Source organism: Patescibacteria group bacterium (genome assembly GCA_038065315.1).
Classification (GTDB): Bacteria; Patescibacteriota; Minisyncoccia; order Phycocordibacterales; family JBBTRF01; genus JBBTRF01.
The window spans coordinates 424,673-442,154 of the sequence record JBBTRF010000001.1 but is presented as its reverse complement, the minus strand read 5'-3'; the positions used below and the strand labels follow the sequence as shown (position 1 = coordinate 442,154).

General features: G+C 48.3%; 16 protein-coding genes, 2 tRNA genes and 1 other RNA gene. 11 read left to right on the top strand and 8 right to left on the bottom strand.

What is annotated here, in order from left to right; translation table 11 throughout:
* Positions 1-221 precede the first annotated feature (221 nt).
* Together AAB391_02385 and AAB391_02380 are read left to right on the top strand one after the other, a co-directional pair.
* The gene (locus AAB391_02385) at positions 222-1,598 is read left to right on the top strand and encodes an AAA family ATPase (GenBank protein MEK7645139.1); all 1,377 of its coding nucleotides are present in this window, start codon (positions 222-224) and stop codon (positions 1,596-1,598) included.
* Entirely contained in the window at positions 1,595-2,266 is a 672-nt protein-coding gene (locus AAB391_02380; protein MEK7645138.1) for a hypothetical protein, read from the top strand. The genes AAB391_02385 and AAB391_02380 overlap by 4 nt, the downstream gene beginning before the upstream one ends.
* Here AAB391_02380 and AAB391_02375 read toward each other — a convergent pair.
* The gene (locus AAB391_02375; GenBank protein ID MEK7645137.1) at positions 2,260-3,033 is read right to left on the bottom strand and encodes a hypothetical protein; all 774 of its coding nucleotides are present in this window, start codon (positions 3,031-3,033) and stop codon (positions 2,260-2,262) included. The genes AAB391_02380 and AAB391_02375 overlap by 7 nt on opposite strands.
* 152 nt (positions 3,034-3,185) lie before the next feature.
* Between AAB391_02375 and AAB391_02370 the strand changes: the two genes are divergently transcribed.
* Complete coding sequence (locus AAB391_02370; GenBank protein ID MEK7645136.1) at positions 3,186-3,575, top strand: hypothetical protein; 390 nt, start codon at positions 3,186-3,188, stop codon at positions 3,573-3,575.
* Between the two features lie 7 nt (positions 3,576-3,582).
* Here the strand turns inward: AAB391_02370 and AAB391_02365 are convergent.
* Positions 3,583-3,653: transfer RNA gene (locus AAB391_02365), tRNA-Arg, on the bottom strand.
* Positions 3,644-4,429, bottom strand: coding sequence for a hypothetical protein (locus AAB391_02360; protein ID MEK7645135.1), 786 nt, complete (start codon positions 4,427-4,429; stop codon positions 3,644-3,646). Before AAB391_02360 ends, AAB391_02365 begins: the two co-directional genes overlap by 10 nt.
* A 570-nt stretch (positions 4,430-4,999) precedes the next feature.
* On the opposite strand from AAB391_02360, the gene AAB391_02355 reads away from it, so the two are divergent.
* A complete protein-coding gene (locus tag AAB391_02355; protein ID MEK7645134.1) occupies positions 5,000-5,737 on the top strand; it encodes a hypothetical protein in 738 nt (245 codons plus the stop codon).
* A 232-nt stretch (positions 5,738-5,969) separates the two neighbouring features.
* The gene (locus AAB391_02350; GenBank protein ID MEK7645133.1) at positions 5,970-7,562 is read left to right on the top strand and encodes a recombinase family protein; all 1,593 of its coding nucleotides are present in this window, start codon (positions 5,970-5,972) and stop codon (positions 7,560-7,562) included.
* Here AAB391_02350 and ssrA read toward each other — a convergent pair.
* Together ssrA and smpB are read right to left on the bottom strand one after the other, a co-directional pair.
* Positions 7,519-7,908: a transfer-messenger RNA gene (gene ssrA / locus AAB391_02345) on the bottom strand. The genes AAB391_02350 and ssrA overlap by 44 nt on opposite strands.
* 27 nt (positions 7,909-7,935) lie before the next feature.
* Positions 7,936-8,379: an SsrA-binding protein SmpB gene (gene smpB, locus AAB391_02340; protein MEK7645132.1), complete on the bottom strand. Its 444-nt coding sequence runs from the start codon at positions 8,377-8,379 to the stop codon at positions 7,936-7,938.
* A 129-nt stretch (positions 8,380-8,508) separates the two neighbouring features.
* Between smpB and AAB391_02335 the strand changes: the two genes are divergently transcribed.
* The 6 genes from AAB391_02335 (at position 8,509) to AAB391_02310 (ending at position 12,620) form a co-directional block, all read left to right on the top strand.
* Entirely contained in the window at positions 8,509-9,072 is a 564-nt protein-coding gene (locus tag AAB391_02335; protein ID MEK7645131.1) for a hypothetical protein, read from the top strand.
* 108 nt (positions 9,073-9,180) lie between these two features.
* Positions 9,181-11,178, top strand: a complete 1,998-nt coding sequence (ftsH, locus tag AAB391_02330; GenBank protein ID MEK7645130.1) for an ATP-dependent zinc metalloprotease FtsH — start codon at positions 9,181-9,183, stop codon at positions 11,176-11,178.
* A 55-nt stretch (positions 11,179-11,233) separates the two neighbouring features.
* Complete coding sequence (locus AAB391_02325) at positions 11,234-11,551, top strand: type II toxin-antitoxin system Phd/YefM family antitoxin (protein MEK7645129.1); 318 nt, start codon at positions 11,234-11,236, stop codon at positions 11,549-11,551.
* Positions 11,502-11,768, top strand: coding sequence for a type II toxin-antitoxin system RelE/ParE family toxin (locus AAB391_02320; GenBank protein MEK7645128.1), 267 nt, complete (start codon positions 11,502-11,504; stop codon positions 11,766-11,768). Before AAB391_02325 ends, AAB391_02320 begins: the two co-directional genes overlap by 50 nt.
* Positions 11,769-12,121: 353 nt before the next feature.
* Positions 12,122-12,331 (top strand): hypothetical protein, encoded by a 210-nt coding sequence (locus AAB391_02315; GenBank protein ID MEK7645127.1) that lies wholly within the window; start codon positions 12,122-12,124, stop codon positions 12,329-12,331.
* 216 nt (positions 12,332-12,547) lie between these two features.
* Positions 12,548-12,620 (top strand) — tRNA-Ile (locus AAB391_02310).
* 13 nt (positions 12,621-12,633) lie between these two features.
* Here AAB391_02310 and AAB391_02305 read toward each other — a convergent pair.
* The 3 genes from AAB391_02305 to AAB391_02295 all read right to left on the bottom strand — a co-directional run bounded on the left by AAB391_02305 (position 12,634) and on the right by AAB391_02295 (position 17,453).
* The gene (locus tag AAB391_02305) at positions 12,634-13,590 is read right to left on the bottom strand and encodes a membrane dipeptidase (protein MEK7645126.1); all 957 of its coding nucleotides are present in this window, start codon (positions 13,588-13,590) and stop codon (positions 12,634-12,636) included.
* 101 nt (positions 13,591-13,691) lie between these two features.
* Positions 13,692-14,939, bottom strand: a complete 1,248-nt coding sequence (locus AAB391_02300) for a hypothetical protein (protein ID MEK7645125.1) — start codon at positions 14,937-14,939, stop codon at positions 13,692-13,694.
* 231 nt (positions 14,940-15,170) lie between these two features.
* The gene (locus AAB391_02295; GenBank protein MEK7645124.1) at positions 15,171-17,453 is read right to left on the bottom strand and encodes an ATP-dependent DNA helicase RecG; all 2,283 of its coding nucleotides are present in this window, start codon (positions 17,451-17,453) and stop codon (positions 15,171-15,173) included.
* Positions 17,454-17,482 lie beyond the last annotated feature (29 nt).

Below are 17,482 nucleotides of genomic sequence, written 5' to 3'. Positions count from 1 at the left end.
AACACTGCAAAATGCCCTTGAGAATGCTTGATCTTATAGTCGGAGAGGGGACACAAGTGACGTATTGCATCCTTTGTTTGAATAGTGACCCACTCGAAATACCTCTGTGGGAGTATTTCAGAATTGATATTCGTTGATAAATAAGGCTATTTCCGTAAATTTAGGGTTTGAAATACTAAATATTATCGCATTTCGCCTCATTTTGTGATAGACTTATCGTCATGAAAATTAGAAATATTGAGATTAAGAACTTTAGGAATATTAGTAAGGCCGATATCTCCTTCGGCGATCTTAATGTTTTTACGGGCAGAAATTCAAGTGGTAAATCCAATTTTCTGTTGGCAATTAGTTCTGCACTGAAAATTAAAACTGACTACACTCAAGAGTTTGGCGGCAATAATGTTACTATCGGTCAAGGGCTTCGAACTACTTCGTTGAAGACCTCAATAGAGAATAAGAGTGCAAGAACTTGTTTTGTTGGCGGAAATCAGGTGGACGAACAGACTGATTTTTTTTGTGTCGAGACCGAGGCGATGATATTCGAAAAAGTTTTAGATAAAAATAGCTTCTCGACCTTACACAAACTCTTTTTTACTGGTAAGCAATACGTAAATAGGGATCGTGAGATAAAATGGTCAGCCTTTGCAAAAGATAACTCTCTTTTTGAAAAAGGTGCAGTAACGATGAAGGATACCCTTGTTTACGAAAAGAATTTTTCGAAGACAGAAAACATAGGTGATACTAATATCATCCAGTCGAATCCGATAAAAAACCCGCAGGGCGACAATTATTTTGCCATATTTGAACATTTACAAAACAGCGTTGTTTCCCAGTTTAGACCGAAGTTTCTTAGTGTCGATATGGGTAACATAACGACCGCTTTGTCACTTCATAAATATGTAACGGACAAAGGGAATGAGCAGATTTATCAGGAAGCTTTGAGACGACTCAAGGATGGAGGTGTTCCTTCTAACAAAACCAGCCTTGAAAACTCTGAGTTTATTTTCTTGATAAGCGATATAGAAAAAAATAAAATAATAAAAGAAAAATTTGCTAATGATCTGAACCTTTACACCAAGGGAATAGTTCGAGGAGTGTCGATTAATTCAAAGGGGTCTTTGTCTGTCTCGTCGCCAAACGGTCCTGATGGTATATGGACAATCTCCAACGGAACATCCGTTTTGGTGTTTTTTATTACCTTACTTAACTGGATTAATCTGAGATCCTTGGAAAGGAGCTATCAATTACCTCACGTCCTTCTCCTGGACGAGACTGATTCGATCGTTCATCCGACTATTCTCATAGAGTTTATTGAGGTTTTAAGAGCATTGTCGAGAAGGGTTCAAATCTTCATAACAACACACTCCCCTTATTTTTTGGATGGTTTTTCTACCGAGGAGATATTCTATATAAAGGACGCGGCTTCTATTGCCGGAGACGTTGTGGTAGAGGGTGCAAATAGATGTAATATTTATAATTACAAGACAATCATCGAAAATTTGTCACCGAAGGAGCAGAAGTACATTTCCGATAAGAAAAATTCGGAATTATTTTGCCAGGGGACAATCGAAGGAATTTTTCCAGTAAAAGAAGTATGAAAAAGGTCTGCTTGCTAATCGGAGAGGGGGATAGTGAAAGATACTTTTTGCCGAGATTGTTGGAAAGAAGGTCTTTTGAATCAAAGCTCCTTAAGGATGGCAATTCTTCGATATACAGTAAGGATGAAGTCTTTTGGTTTTTTCCTTTCCCGCCCCAGCTTGGTAGTAAGGTTGCTGGAAAGGAAAGATTAAAGAAGCCCGATACATATCAAATTGCTTCTCTTTTCATCAAGAATCACACCTATCTTTTTGGTAATGATTTTGAACTCTATCTAGTTGTCCTTTTTGATATTGACCAGAGTCAGAGTGGCGTCAGGAAAAAGTTAATTGAGGAGGCCGTGGCCAGTTCCTCCGTATCATTCAAGGAGGTCCTTATTTGTCCAGTTGAGGTGGAGATTGAAAGTTGGTATTTTGCTGGATTAGAATCGAACTTTCCAGATTTTAAAGATCAACATGATAGTGAGCTGAATAGACTGTTGTCTAGTACTACATCGAGTTGTCACTGTAAAGAGAAATTTAATTCTTTTGTTGACCTAAATAAGACGGTTGGTGCAAAAGACATCTCACAATCTGTAGGAAGCCATTTTAACGAAGAAAAAGCCATTCGCCACTCTAGTACTTACAAGGATTTTGTCGCTCTGATCAAGCGCTATGGTCTTTACTACTGAGTATCTTTTTGATCACGGATTATTTCGAATATTTGTTGGATCAGCATGTCTTGCTCCATCCTTGTGCTGAATCTAATAGTAAGCCTATCTTTTTCCATGCTCGGTATCACTCTGATGTTTTTGGGCCTGTCGATTATAAAATAGTAGTGGCAACCCGTAATGATAAATTTGCAGATTTTTATTCCGTCTGTTTCGACGCAGACTGGTGACATCGTAGGCAAGTGGGCTATGTTAAAGCCATGATGTCCCTCAGAGCTTTCCGTTACTGGCGGTAAGTGTATAAAGCAGGGGTATTCGTCCGGTTTGCCCGCATCGCCATCCTTGATCATTAGTCTTAAGATTTCTTTAGTGTCAGGCGATAGTTTCACTGCCCTAAAGAAGGGGTGGGAAGATACGCTGCTGCGCCACAGAATCGAAAGTAAGAACAGCTTAAATTTGGTGTAGTCATAGTTTGGGTCGTCTTCGAAAACGAGGCATTTTTCTCCGTCTACATACCTTGTCTGCGGTGTACTCTTGTTGGGAAATTTAGCGTGTAAGAATTTTGCCCCGTAGTCATCCAGTTTCCCAATGATTCCACCATCACAGTCTGCGCATAAAATATATTTATCGTAAGCACTGTTGTATTTAAGCTCAGGTCGCTTGGAGTTCAGGAAGACCAAAAGGCCATTTTTCCCGGCTAGGAGCTTATACAAAGATTTAGGAATAATATGCGATTCCTTGAGGAGGTCCTTGTTTTTAAGACACATTTTGCAGATCCCTTTCTTCATAACATTAGACCCAGCCTACAGATTTCGGGTAGTTATTGCAATGCGGGGAGGCGTGGCTGAAAATCAGGCACTTCCAGTGTTATAATTGCACTAATTGATGTTTCTCGTGAGGTTGGCTTGAAGTCCGTTTTATCAAAGTAATTAATTTTAAGATGACCAGCATAAACGCCAAAAGCGTAGCAGGAGAAGTGATGGAAAACCTCGGAAAAGGTCGGAAATTGAATATGGGCAAAATCCTCAAAAAGCACGGATATTCTGAGTCTGTGTCTAAAACACCGAAGATTGTCACCGGTACAAAGGCCTACAAAGAGGCAATAAGGCCCCTTGTTGAGGAGTTGGAGATACAACGTACTCTTGCCATCAAACATATGACTAAGACCGTCAGGAAGGCTAAATATCGCGATCTTGTAGATGCTTTGGATAAGCTCACGAAAAATATCCAACTCCTTAATGGAGGTGATACGGAACGAGATAGCCGCCATGATGAGACAATCAGGAATCTCAATGAAACCCTTGCTAGGCTAAAGAATCAGTCTGTTTAATTCCAAGTACTCTCGGCAGGAATTGAACCCGCATCTTGGCGTTAGAACGGCCTTGTTTTTCCGTTAAACTACGAGAGCAATATTCTCCAAAGTTGTTCGAATTGATTCCAGATGAAGATGATGAGGATCCAGATTAGAGCCACGATGACACCCTCAGCAACCTTTCTTAACTTCACGTATTTCACTATGCTTTGTCGCTTTATCTTCGGACCGTTATTTCTGAGTGCCCAGTCGTCGTAATCTTTGCGGAGTTCCGAGACAAACTTCCAAAGCTCTACTCTTGAAACCTCTAGTGTCAGGGCGGGAATAAAGCCACCGTAGGCGACATCATTTTCTTCAGGTTGCTTGATCTTACTTTCGTTGATAAGGAAGGTAAACCTAAAAAACTGGTGCGGTAATTTCTTGCCCTCAATCCTTACATCAGGCTCTAGCGGTTCGTATCTCGACTGCACTTCGTCTTCCAAGAAGCTTTCAAAGAAGGGGATCAAAGACTCTTTGCCTTCTTCATAGAAAGTGACGGGGTTTTCGGTAAGTGATTCTGGATTTAGAAAGGATTTCTTGCTGTGGAGGAACGATAAGGAATACCGAATATACCCATTGGGATAATCAATGAATTTTATCTCCACTGTAGCCCCGTTGTTACTCATTCGTGGCATGTTATCTTTTGCCTCACTCAGGACCTTTCTTAGGTTGCGTTCATATTCAGCATTTCTTTCATCGGCCTCCGCCATTGCTAAATTGGCCGCCCTTATAAACCGATCTTTTTTGGCAGCTTTTTGGTCCTCTAATTCCTCTCTCATGGCAGCAATGAGTAGCTCTTGAAGTTTCTCTTTTGATGTTGTTTTAAGATTCATTTTTTCGGTCGGTGAGCGATCCCAGTTACCTTTAGATTGTTTAGGCCAACACCCAGGAAAATTAAGGTTGCTGTTATGACAATTTCAACAAGGCCGTGCCACGAGAACATTTCGTAAAATTGGCCCAGTAAGGATCCATAGTAGGGTATGTAGGAAAACCAAATCGGCGGTGTGGGTATAGGTAGTCCGAGTAAGTCAAAATGACTTACGCCATCACTCGTAATGATGAGCATGTTCAGAAATATGAAAGCTATTCCCGAAATAATAAGCACTATACCAATTAGGTGTACTGCCAAAAATAAATGATAGCGGAGTCCGGTTTTGGTCATTGAGATGTTACTGGTCTAACTTCTAACCAAGTGTTGGGTAGCAAAAAGCCCACCACATGGGTGAGAGCTTACGCCCTCCATACAAGTTTCCCTGTACGGCCAGTAACGACAACCCCATATGATGGGTTTTTTGGTCGTTACTGGGCTTTTCGCCATGCCAACAATTGCTTGTGTGGTTTAGGCTACTCAAAACAATTCAATTGTGCTTATATACTAGCATATAATCACTTTCTTTCTACTGATGGACCCACGAAGGCTAAAATTACCAGATCTCATCCCCAGTATTTTAGATGCTGACCTGTCAGAGGGGATTGGTAAGTTGTTCGAACGGGGGATTACAATAACTGCCCATACCAACCAAGGTGTTGCCATGTCTCATGGGAAGAACAACCCCTTCTATTACCACGATGTTAGGAAAATGTATCTTCGATGGAAGGCAGCTGTTAGAAAATTTCTTGATAGGGACAAGGAGGCTTTTGAGGATGAAAGAGAGATATTTTCCGAGACGGATTCGGTTTGCTCATTCCCACTCACCTACGAAGAACCAAATTTCCCTAACTTGGAGGGGGATAAGGAGCTTTTTAATATCAACAAGGAGACCAGAGCAAAGCTAAAGGTTCTTAGGTCGGTGAGGAAGAAGATCGTGGAGCGCGACTCTTGCGATACTGGAATCGCTCCAAATGGCATCTTTTTCGACCCAGAAAAATCACTCTTGTATATAAAAGGGAACACAATTAAAATTCGCAAGTTTTCCAATCAGTATCATGTTCTAAGGGTTATCTTTGAGGATACGAAAGAGGTTGGTGAAGAATGGTTTTTCTCAGAGATCGCTGAGCGACTTGGTGGTGGAAAACAAGATGAAAAGAGGTGTTACAACGCGATTTATCAAATTAAGATAAAGTTGCTCAAATATAGCCTAGATTGGGCATTTATTACCACTAGACAGTCAGTGAGAATTCCTAAAAAGCTTTTGTCTTAGATTCGTCTTAAGTCAATCTAAATCGGTCATCGAATAACCTAAGGGCCTAACCCTCAGGTTATTTTTATGAGCCAAGAAAACAGGTGCTATGATAATAAGGAGACTACGGTCTCCACCCATGTCTACCGCGACCTTCTTGGTGATTGGGTAATTTCTGACGACAAGATATTGAAGAGGTTGCGGTATCTCGAGATGCTTTGTCGAAAGGCCGTGCGAGAGGAGATTGAAAAAAATGTTAAAAAACAAAAAGATACAACAACAAAAAAGTGTTTACGAGGACAGGGAGGGTCTCGTTTACGCACGCGTCTCAAGTAAGAGACAGGAGATTGAGGGGACAGGCTTAGTAAGTCAGGAGGGGAGATGTGTAAAAGAACTATCGACATTAGGTATTCCACACACAAAGACTTTTCCCGATAGTTATACAGGCGGAGGTGATTTTATGAATCGTCCGGCTATGCGAAAGCTCCTTGCTTACATAGACGCAAATCCCGACAAGAGATATGTTGTTGTGTTCGACGATCTCAAGCGTTTTGCTCGCGACGTGGAATTTCATTTGAAATTAAGAGCTGCTTTCAAGGTACGTAATATCGTATTAAGGTGTTTGAACTATAATTTTGATGAAAGTCCAGAGGGACGCTTCTCAGAATTAATTATGGCGGGACAAGCAGAACTTGAGAGGCACCAAAATCACAGGCAGGTTACTCAAAAGCAACGAGCGAGATTGGAATTGGGTTACTGGGCCTATGGTAGCAAGAGGGGCTATAAAATGACTAAGGATCATGCGCACGGAATGTTGTCTCTGCCCACAAAAGACGGCTTGGAACTGCTCAAGCCGGCACGCGAGCAGTTCGCTAAAGGCTTCTTGAGGAGTAGGGTCGATGTATGTCGGTTTTTGCTTAAAAAGGGATTTTGGAAAGGTAGTAATCCTGATAAGTATATAAGCCGTATCAGTGCTGTAATGAAGGATCCGTTTTATGCAGGCTATATTGAATATCCGAAGCGGGGAGTTGAAAGAAGGCTCGGTAAACACGAGGGGATAATATCAATCGAGACCTTTGAACTAATTCAGAAAAGATTGCGCAAGGAAGATTCGGGTATTCGCGTGCGATTGGACGTAAGAGACGACTTTCCGCTAAGGGGTCTTCTTTTGTGTAATGAATGCGGAAGTCATCTTACTTCCGGTTGGTCGAAAGGGCGAAACAAGAAGCATCCTTACTATCTTTGTCAAAAGAAAGATTGTTCCTTTTACAGAAAATCTCTAAAAAAGAAGGATGTTGAAGATCGTTTCAAGATTCTTCTTAAAAAGTGCGTTCTTAAGAAAGAAGTCGACGCATTATTAAAGGTTGTGTTTGATGGGGTGTGGCAAGACGAAGTCGGTAAACTCAAGAAAGAGGAAGCTGAGCGAAACACCAAGAAAAAGTCGATAGAGGAGGACATTGGAAAACTAGCAATTTCTTCGTCGAAGACAGGTGTAGAAGCCGCTAAGAGAGCTTATGAGGATCAAATTGAAATTCTTTCAACGGAGCTTGAGAATCTCGGGTCGGGTTCAGTAGGCGAGATCGATCTGACAATTCCTTATCGAACCGCTCTGGATAAAGTATCCACACTGCTTAAAAGCCCATACAAGATATGGACTTCCTTGGATGCGCGAGAAAAACAGGAGACGTTCTTCTTCATTTTCAATGAGAAATTGCATTACGACAAAAACACCGGTTATCGAACCGATAAAATACCAGCAGCCGTAAGGCTTTTTGAGGACTTTGTGGCTTCAAACTCTATGGATGTGGAGATGGGAGGAATTGAACCCCCGTGCAGAAGAGTCTAGTGAATGGGTCTACGAAGGGTAGGGCGCTTCTATGCCTTGCGGCAATTCGCGCGTGCCGTTATGAAACGACCGAAAAGCGGTACGCACTATTCCCATGATCTCGAATCGGCGGCGGGACTCCGCTGATCCTATTCCACAAATATAGCGTCAGGACCGAACGGTGTGGAAACCATCCGGCTGGCGTCGCTTAGGCTTTAGCGTAAGCGAATGCAAGGTCAGCCGCACCGAAGTACGGAGACTTTACAGATCCAAGTTTTGCACTTAGAATTTTCAGCCTTTTTAAGAGTTACTGAAGCTCTCCTTCGCACATTCAAGAGATATTCTTCCGTCGATGCCTGGCATCCCCGTATAAAAAATCTTGCGTGCTCAATTGTCAACGATCTCGGTACTCGCGAGCGACGTCGCGCGCGGACTGCTTCTTTTTCATGGATTCGCGCTTGTCGTGCTTCTTTTTGCCTTTTACGACTGCGATCTCCACCTTCAACTTTCGGCCCTTATTATACACCGAAACAGGTACTATTGTCAAACCTTGTTTCGCCTCGAGATTGGCCAATTCCTGAAGCTCTTTTTTACTCAACAGGAGCTTGCGAATACGAGCCTGGTCGAAGTCTTTTGGCGCGTTGAGGGGCTGGAAAGGCGGGATCTCGGTGTTCATGAGGAAAGCCTCGCCGCCGCGGATGGTGACGTAGCCGCCCTCGAGCTTGCCGAGCTTGGCGCGGACCGACTTCACCTCGGTGCCGAGTAGCTCAACGCCAGCCTCGTACTTCTCGAGGATTTCGTAGTCGAGACCGATTTTTTTGTGCTGCAATAGCGCCATGGGTATCATCATAGCATGGGGGAATGTGGTCGAACCCGCTTTACTTTTTACCCAAAAATGGTACAGTGTAGTTCGCTCAGTAATAGATAAAAACTCAATAAATAAACAAGGAAAAAGAAAGGGAAACCCATGAAACTGTTCCTCGCCTCCGCGTCAGTCATTTTCCTCGTCGCCACCCTCGTTGGCACGATCCTCTATCGCTTGCACAAGCGCAGGATTCGCCTCTGCAAGTGTTGTGGTCAAAGCCCGCAGCGTATCGGTCAGGTCTGGGGCCTCGCGGATCCCAACAAGGGAACCGGCAACTTGAACGAGGGAGTGAAATGGCTCGCGCTCGTGCTCACCGTCTGTCCCACCACGGGCACGGTCCACCTCGTCAAAGACGAGCAGAAATACTTCAATTGGTTCACACGGCAATGGAAGCACCAATTCGAGAAGGATGCTTTCTGGCCAGATTTTGAACTCTTGGTCCGCGCAGAAGAGACGATGCGAGTGGCACAACTGCTCGAAGTCATCGTGCTCACGAGTGGACAGCCAGGAACCGTGCTTCTCGGTGGATTGAGGCCGGACCCGGCGATTGCGGCGCATAGCCGAAAGGTGATCGAACTTCTCGAGCGGCGCCAGCGAGCTCGAGAAGGGAAGTCGCTTGTGCCCGTCCCCACCTTGCCACTTCGCTCGGTCACTGCCAGAGCGTAGGCCCGAGACTTCATTGCCCCGCCATCAATCTCTCGCGAACGCGTCTCCGTCATTGTACGGGGCCGCGTTTTTTCTTCCTTTCTCCTCGAAAATCTGTATAATCAGCGCATGAATCAGATTCCATCCAATGACCAAAAAGAGGCCATGAAGCCGGTGAAAACTCCTAAGGTGCCCAAGCTAAAGATGCCAAAAGGCGCAAAAGAGCCAAATAGCTTCCTGTCGAACCTTCTCACGGTGCTCGTGGTGCTGTTCTTGCTCACCGGCCTGTTTTCCGGACTGGTATCTTCGGGTGTGAAAAGCGAGACGATTGCACTTTCCGAATTGGCGCAAGATGTGAACAATCAGAAAGTGGCGAGTATTAGCGTGAGTGGCAGCGATTTGACGATTGAATACCAAAAGTTAAAGCCGGCTCCAGGCGCGACATCGACTGAGGAGGTTGCTGCCGTTGTAAAGAAATCGAAAAAAGAAACCGACTCTTCACTCACCGACACTCTCGCACGATACGGTGCGACGGCAGAAAAATTGAAGGTGGTGAAAATTGAGATCAAAGACCCGAGTGGCGCCCTGTATTGGATGGGGAAGTTGTTGCCAGTGATCATTCCGTTACTTGGCTTGCTCATCATTATCTGGTTCTTGTCACGACAGATGCGCGGTGCAGGCATGCAGGCGATGTCTTTCGGTCAATCGAAGGCGCGTATGATTTTGCCGACCGATGAGAAGCAGCGCGTGAAGTTCAAGGACGTGGCGGGTGCAAAAGAGGCGAAGCAGGAGCTTGCCGAGATTGTGGACTTTTTGAAAAACCCAAAGAAATTTTTTGAGATCGGCGCCGTGATTCCAAAGGGTATCATGCTGATGGGGGCCCCGGGCACCGGGAAAACGATGCTTGCCCGTGCAGTCGCGGGGGAAGCTGGCGTCGCTTTTTTCTCGATCTCCGGATCGGAATTTGTCGAAATGTTCGTCGGTGTTGGTGCATCTCGTGTGCGCGACCTCTTCAAGGTGGCGAAGGACGCTTCTCCGTCGATCATTTTCGTGGATGAGATTGACGCTGTCGGCCGTGTCCGAGGCACCGGTGTGGGCGGCGGCAACGATGAGCGTGAGCAGACCCTGAACCAGATCCTTGTGGAGATGGACGGCTTCGAGCCAACAGAAAAGGTGATTGTCATGGCGGCCACCAATCGTCCAGATGTCCTCGACCCCGCATTGCTTCGACCAGGCCGATTTGACCGACGAGTGACTATCGACTTGCCAGACCGTGGCGACCGCGAAGAGATTTTGAAGATCCATTCGGTGAAAAAGCCGTTTGCGGAAGATGTGAATTTGAAGGTGATCGCGGAACGTACCCCAGGCTTTTCGGGTGCCGACCTGTATTCACTCATGAATGAAGGTGCGATTTTGGCCGCTCGCGAAGAGCGTAAGAAAGTGGCGCAATTCGACTTGATCCGCGCGATCGAAAAGGTGATGCTTGGTCCGGAGCGCCGCAGCCATTTGCTGTCGAAGAAAGAAAAGGAGGTGACGGCGTATCACGAGGCGGGACACGCGCTCATTTCGTCAATCCTGCCGCATGCCGATCCGGTGCACAAGATCTCGATCATCTCTCGTGGTCGCGCGGCGGGATACACCCTGCATTTGCCGCTCGAAGATCGCAAGATGCAATCGAAGAAAGAATTTTTGGATGATATTGCGGTGTCGCTCGGCGGCTACGTAGTGGAGAAGATGGTGTTCGGCGATATTACCACTGGCCCGTCCAATGACCTGCAGGTCTCGACCGCTTTGGCGCGCGATATGGTGACAAAGTACGGCATGTCCGACAAGCTTGGTCCGATCGCTCTCGAAGGCAGCGGCGGCCGTGCGTTGTTTGGTCGTGGAGTAGAGGACAAGGAATATTCCGAACGAGTGAGCGCCGAGATTGATGCTGAGGTGGCACGCATCATGAGCGAGGCTCGAGCAAAGGCGGAGGAAGTGGTGACGAAGTATCGTGCTGCTCTTGACGCGATCGCGGCGCGACTTGTGGAAGTGGAGACAATCGAACGAGAGGAGTATGAGAAGCTCGTGTTGGCATTCGGGATCGTAGCGAAGAAAAAAGATATCATTACGCCGACAGCGTAGCTTGTGGTCGTGACGCTGCCTTGTTTTGTTTGAGTATGTACGCTATAATGTACATATGAATATTCCGCGCATCATTTCGATCACCGAGGCTCGCAAGAACATTTTTGCTATTGCTGAAAAGACGCAGACACCCGGCGTTCATTTTACCTTGACCGAGAATGGTCGGGCCCGAGCGGTGGTCATGTCTGCTGATGAGTTTGAGTCGTGGGCCGAGACGCTCAACGTGCTCTCCGAAGATCCGAACATCGAGAAGAAAGTATATATGGCACGCGCCCAGGCAAAGCGCGGCCGGGTCGTATCTCTCGATTCACTAAAGAAAAAGCATGGCATATCAAGTGCTGCTCGTACGAAGATCCGAGCGGGAGTTCGATAGTTTGTCCGTGTCAGTGCGACTAAAGGTGCTCAAGGTACTTGAGCTTCTTCAGACTGATCCGTTTCAGGGAAAAGCACTGAAAGGTCCGCTGCTGGGCTGTTGGACCATCCGTGCCTGGCCGTTTCGTGTCGTGTACGAGGTAGACCAAAAGAAGCGCATGGTCTATATCGTCACGATTACTCATCGGAAGGATGCCTATCGACACGTCTCGAAATAATTGCTTTGTGGGTGTTTTTGTTGTATAAAGTTCGGAGCAAAGACCTGCCTCTGTTGGCGGGCACAGCACCACAATCATATGAAGACGAAGAAGACGAGGAGACCGCCGAGGAAGAACCCCTACGGAGCGTGGGGAACCGATCAAGTGATGGATGAGGTGGAACGTCTGACGCGCCAGACTCCTAAAAGCCGGGCTGAACGCTGGCAGCAGACTTATCGCCTTCGGTTGCTTGCCGATCGCAGGTCTGAACTGCCTGAAGATGCGCGTTTCAGGCGGAGTTCGTCTTTGGCCGCCAGATCCAATCCGATGCGAGCTGGAATGGAGCCGACGCCCGAACTCGAAGGGAGGCGGGCATGAGTTTTCTTCCGAGAACGAATCCATATTTTGATTGGCCTGAGGCGCGAGTCCGTGATGAGATCGGCCGATTGAATGTTCCGCCGAAGCTGCTCAAAGCCTGGTCGGCAGGCGCCAAGCAGCGGCGCACCATCCAGCTCAAGGGTTTGAATCAGCGTCTGGAAGAGATCCTGCAAGCTTCAGCGGAAACCGCGGTTGCCCATCGGTAGCAGCTAAGGTTGCTGTCCGACATGTCTTCGCTCAAAACCCGCCGTTGCAAGACGGCGCGGTTTTTTCTTTTGTTCATGATGGTTTGCGGATAGTCCCGCGTTCCTTTATGATACGTCTAGTAGACTCGTTCGTTATTTCTCACTTGCGCCCGTATACTATACGGACGCTGCACTCGAAGCGAAAGCTCGAGCGAGCTCGATCTTTTCTTCTCACTTGCGCCCGTAGCTCAGTTGGTAGAGCAGGTGTCTTATACACACCTGGCCGGGGGTTCGACTCCCTCCGGGCGCACATCAGCATCATTTCAGAATAGGTGAGAGTGTATTACTCGCAAGGCATTTTTCCATGCCATTTTATCGCCTAGGGTTTTTGATGAGTTACTTATTTTTTCTAGAAACGTAGGCAGATCATCGACGGAATAAAGTCCATCTGGAAAACCAGAAATGATACCGCCGAAATCTGAACCAATCGCGATCGAATTTTCTCCGGCAATGTGCACGAAGTGATCAATGTGTGCTCCAACGGTCTTCATCGTCGCTCGCTTTTCACCGGACAGAAATTTCTTTGAGAAAAAGATACCGATCACCCCATTGGTCTTGGCGATATGCTCAAGTTGTCGGTCGCTATAATTTCGAACATGATCGAGCACCGCTCGGGAGTTGCCGTGGCTCACCATGATGGGCTTCGTGGTTATTTTCACCGCATCCCAGAAGGTCTTTTCGTTCATATGGGCACAGTCGAAAATGACTCCTCTTTTTTCGCACCAAGCGATGAGTTTCTTGCCAAGCGCCGTGAGCCCTCTTTCTCGGTCGAGAGTGCCGCCGCCAAAGGGATTGTTGATATTCCACATCGGGCCGATGGAGCGGAGGCCGAGGGCGTAGAAGTGCTCGAGCATTTTCCAACCGTTCTTCGCATCGAATACGTTGAGGCCTTCTATATGAAGGACGAGGCCGTACAGTCCATAGGTTGCCAGAACTTTTTTCAAATCTTTTCGATCTTTGATGATTATAAATTCAGGATGTTCCGCGCAATAGGCCGCATAAGCCTGCAAACTTTTCTCCATAAGCGTGTTTGCTGAAGGATCGAGATAATTTTCCTTTTTGGGCACGACAAATACCGAAGCGACCACTACCTTGAGACCGTTTTTCTTGATCTGCTCGAAGCTGGTTTGTTTGTGCTTGTCTTTGTATAGTTCAGGACGAGAAACATACAGCATCAGGTCCTGGTGCATGTCGATTATTTTCATTTGTTTTTTTATCATATCACTTCGTCATCTTTCCGGATTCGATTGGATATCTTCAGTCAAATCCAGGAAAATGACGGCGAGTGTGAGCTCGCCGCACCCTTGCTACACCGAAAGGATCAAGGTGTCCTCTGCTTCTGTTCGAACAATTTCCGATAGAGCTGGCGCTCCTTCTCCGGCATGGTCGCCAAGAGCGTTCTCATCGTGCTAAACGGCACGTCGAGATACCCGTCGCAGATCTGCATCTCTCCGCCCATGGCCGCGAGGTCATGTTGGGAGAAGAAGGCGTCCTTGCTCGGATCGTGGAACAGGTCCCACTTTTTTCCGTGCTCTCGGACGATTGGCAAGATGCCTCGAATCGCCGCGTCGCAGGCATCATGAATGTCTTGTGTCCCAAGACTCTTTCTTTTCACTGCCTGTATGTCACGAATCGCTTCGTGCGCGGACATCACCGCCCTGGATATTTCGCATTGTTGCGGGTATCCGAAACGGAAGAGTGTCACCGGCACGATTTTTGCCTCGATCCTTTTGGGGACCAAGTCGGGTGCATGCTTTCCGATCAGCTCCAGCACTTTCTGAATGCTCTGGATGAAGGGTGGCTTCGTGGCGTATCCGATCATGTCGGGACCGGAGAGTTCGTAGATGGTCTTGTCGCCAAACTGCCAGTGAGCCCAAAGATAGAAGCTCGCCACCACCAACTCGAAGGTGTAGAGCGTGCCGCCTTTCGGCTCGTATCCGTGCGAATCCCAAACGAGCTTTTCGAGCTCAGCCAGAGTGCCCATTGCCGAAGCGGCGAGCTCCTTCCGATTCACCCGTGCTTCATTGTGAGCACATTTTGCGGTGAAGAATGCGCCGTGGTTTTCCAGCTTCACCATGCATCCGCAGGGCAGGACATAGCGACCGAGGAGTTCTGGACGATGCGTTTGCACAATCTCGAAGACTCGTGCCAACTTGTCGCTGTGCTCGAGCAAGGCTCGGGATTGAGTGGTGACAAGATCGCCATACAACTTCTTCAGCGGAGCGACGTGGAACTGCGAGAGGGTTTGCCTCTCGCCATTCTCGCCGGTCCAATGATACGGTGTCAGGTATTTGGTCGTGTCTTCGGCACGCAGCGGGCCCAGTTGTGGAAGAAGCGGCCACTTTTCTCCACCCAACAGGCGGTGCTGAGGCTGATTGTTCACATCGCGGTGAACGCAGGTGACATCCCAGATGCAGTCAGGCAATCCGACTTGAGACATCAGGAGCTTGTAAAGGCTCCAGTTGCCGGCATGGGAGGAACGTCGCACGCAGTGGCCGGCCTGCTCAAGGGCGACGAGTTCCCGGACGGTGATATTTTCGCAGGGGACAACAGACAGATGTTCGAACATACTGATTTCCTTTCGTGTAGAGGGTTTTTAAAGAACAAAAGCAGCCTTCACTCGAAGGCTGCTGTGTATTTTGGAAACCGATGGGGGAGACTAGGAGTTCATACTTGATCCAACACACAAAGCAGCTCTCGAATGAGCCTGGGTATATCGCTTCCAGAGATGCTTTGATGTGAATGTAAGTATCACGTTGGATAGTATATGGCGAAACTGTTTCGTTTGTCAACTTTGTGGCTACTCAAAGTGAATCTTCTCTCCCGCCGTAGCGCGTTTGGCAAGCTGCGAGCGGAGGAGGGGGAAGTTGGCGAGGGAGTCGTCGGTGTCGATGAGCCGCGCGGCCTCGGCGCGCGCGGCTTCGACCATCTTGAGATTTTGCAATGCTTCCATGGCGACATCGGTGATGCCCCATTGGCGATGTCCGTACAGTTGGCCCGAACCGCGAAACTTCAGATCGTATTCGGCCAATTCAAAACCGTTCTTGGCGGTTTTCAGTGCATTGAGGCGATCCACGGTTTTCTCCGATTTGCTTTCAGCGAATACATAACAGTACGCCTGATGATTGCTGCGGATGACGCGGCCGCGTAGCTGGTGGAGTTGTGCTAGGCCAAAGCGCTCGCCGCCTTCAATGATGATTGACGTCGCATTTGGCACATTCACACCGACTTCCACCACCGAAGTGGCGCAGAGAATGTCGATCCTCTGCGCTTTGAAATCGAGCATCACTTCGTCTTTCGCTTTCGGTGTCATCTTGCTGTGCAAAATGCCGAGCGTGTATTCGCGGAACACTTTTTCTTTCAATCGCCTGGCTTCCTCTGTCACGGATTTGGCATTCACCGCAGCTTCTTTGTCGGGATCGGGTTCGTTGATACGTGGGCAGATCACATATGCTTGCCGGCCAGCTTGCAGATCGGTGCGGATTTTTTCGTACACGGCCGCGCGGCCATTCGGCAATACGATTTCAGTGATGATCGGCTTGCGGCCCATTGGCATTTGGTCGAGCAGGGTGAGGTCGAGGTCGCCATACAAAGTGAGGGCGAGCGTTCGAGGGATTGGCGTCGCGGTCATCGAGAGAAGATGTGGAGCGATGGCCGCGGCCGGTGCTGTCAGCGCGCCAATCTTGCTGACTTTGGCCGGCGCCGTCACCGCAGCGTCATTTTTCAGCGCCAATTTTTGTCGCTGAGAGGTGCCGAAGCGATGCTGTTCGTCGATGATGACGTACGCCAAATGTTTGAACTTCACCGCCTTTTGAATGAGTGCGTGTGTGCCGATGAGGATTGGGATCTCACCGCTCTCGACCCATTTCAGGAGTTGGGTGCGGGAAATGTCAGTCCAGTTTTGTCGGCCCTTGGCCTCGGCGAGGCGCGAGTTCGAAGCGACCTTCGATGGAAATTTTCGACAACCCGAGCCAGTGATGAGGCCGACTTGCAGGCCGAGGTGGGTGAAATAGTTGATGAACGACTCGAAGTGTTGTGTGGCGAGGATTTCAGTGGGGCACATGTAGGCGACCTGGAGATTGCCGAACGTTTGCAGGATGCGTTTGCCGCCTTTCAGCATGCTGGGGCGGGAGGTGACGATGGCGTAGGCGGTCGCGGCTGCCACGGCGGTTTTGCCGGAACCCACATCGCCCTCCAACAGCCGCGACATGGGTTTGCCGCTTTTGAAATCGGTGAGGATGGTCTGGATCGCGCCGTGCTGCGCCTCGGTGGCTTTGAAAGGGAAGCGGCCGATGAAGTCGGCGAGTTCAGCCTCGGTTTTTTCGATGACAAAACCGTTGAGCTTCTGATACTGCTTGCGGTCACGCTGCTTTTGGAGTTGGATGAAAAAGATCTCTTCAAACGCGAAACGTTTGCGCGCAGCAAGCGCGTCGCTCTCTTTCTGTGGCGCGTGGATCCAGATGAGCGCGGTGCGGAGCGAGGGCAGATTATATTTTTCGAGGATGACTGTCGGCAGCGGGTCGATGAGCGTTTCCAAAATGCCGGATTTGAAAATGCGTTGGATCGCATGATACATCCAATTGGATGTGATACCGCGCGATTCGGGATATACCGGATACAAAGTGTGCGCCTCACCGTCGGATCCAAAAAGGGAATCGCCGACCGCGATAGGGACTTTCGCGACCACCTCAATTTTGGGATTGCTGAGATAGAGACTTTCGCGCCGCTCGCTCACCTTTCCCTCGACGCGCACAAAAGCACCTTCGGCAGTCATCTTTGCGAGATATGGCTGGTTAAACCATACGGCTTTGATGCGGCCGGTGTCGTCCTCGATCATCCCTTCGGCCATGGCGATGTGACTGTGAAATCCTTTGCTCGTTTTGAGTCCGGTGATGCGGCCGAAGATCACCGCAGTCTCACCTTTGGCAAGATTGGCGATCGGGCGCATCTCGGACACGTCGCCGTACCGTGCGGGGAAGTGGTAGAGGAGGTCTTCGGCGGTGCGGAGGCCAAGCTTCGCGAGCGCGCGCCTTTGCGGCTCTAGTAGGCGCTGGAATTCGTTGATAGGGGTCTGCAAAAACATCCCTGTATTGTATCCGACTCCGCTGCCGG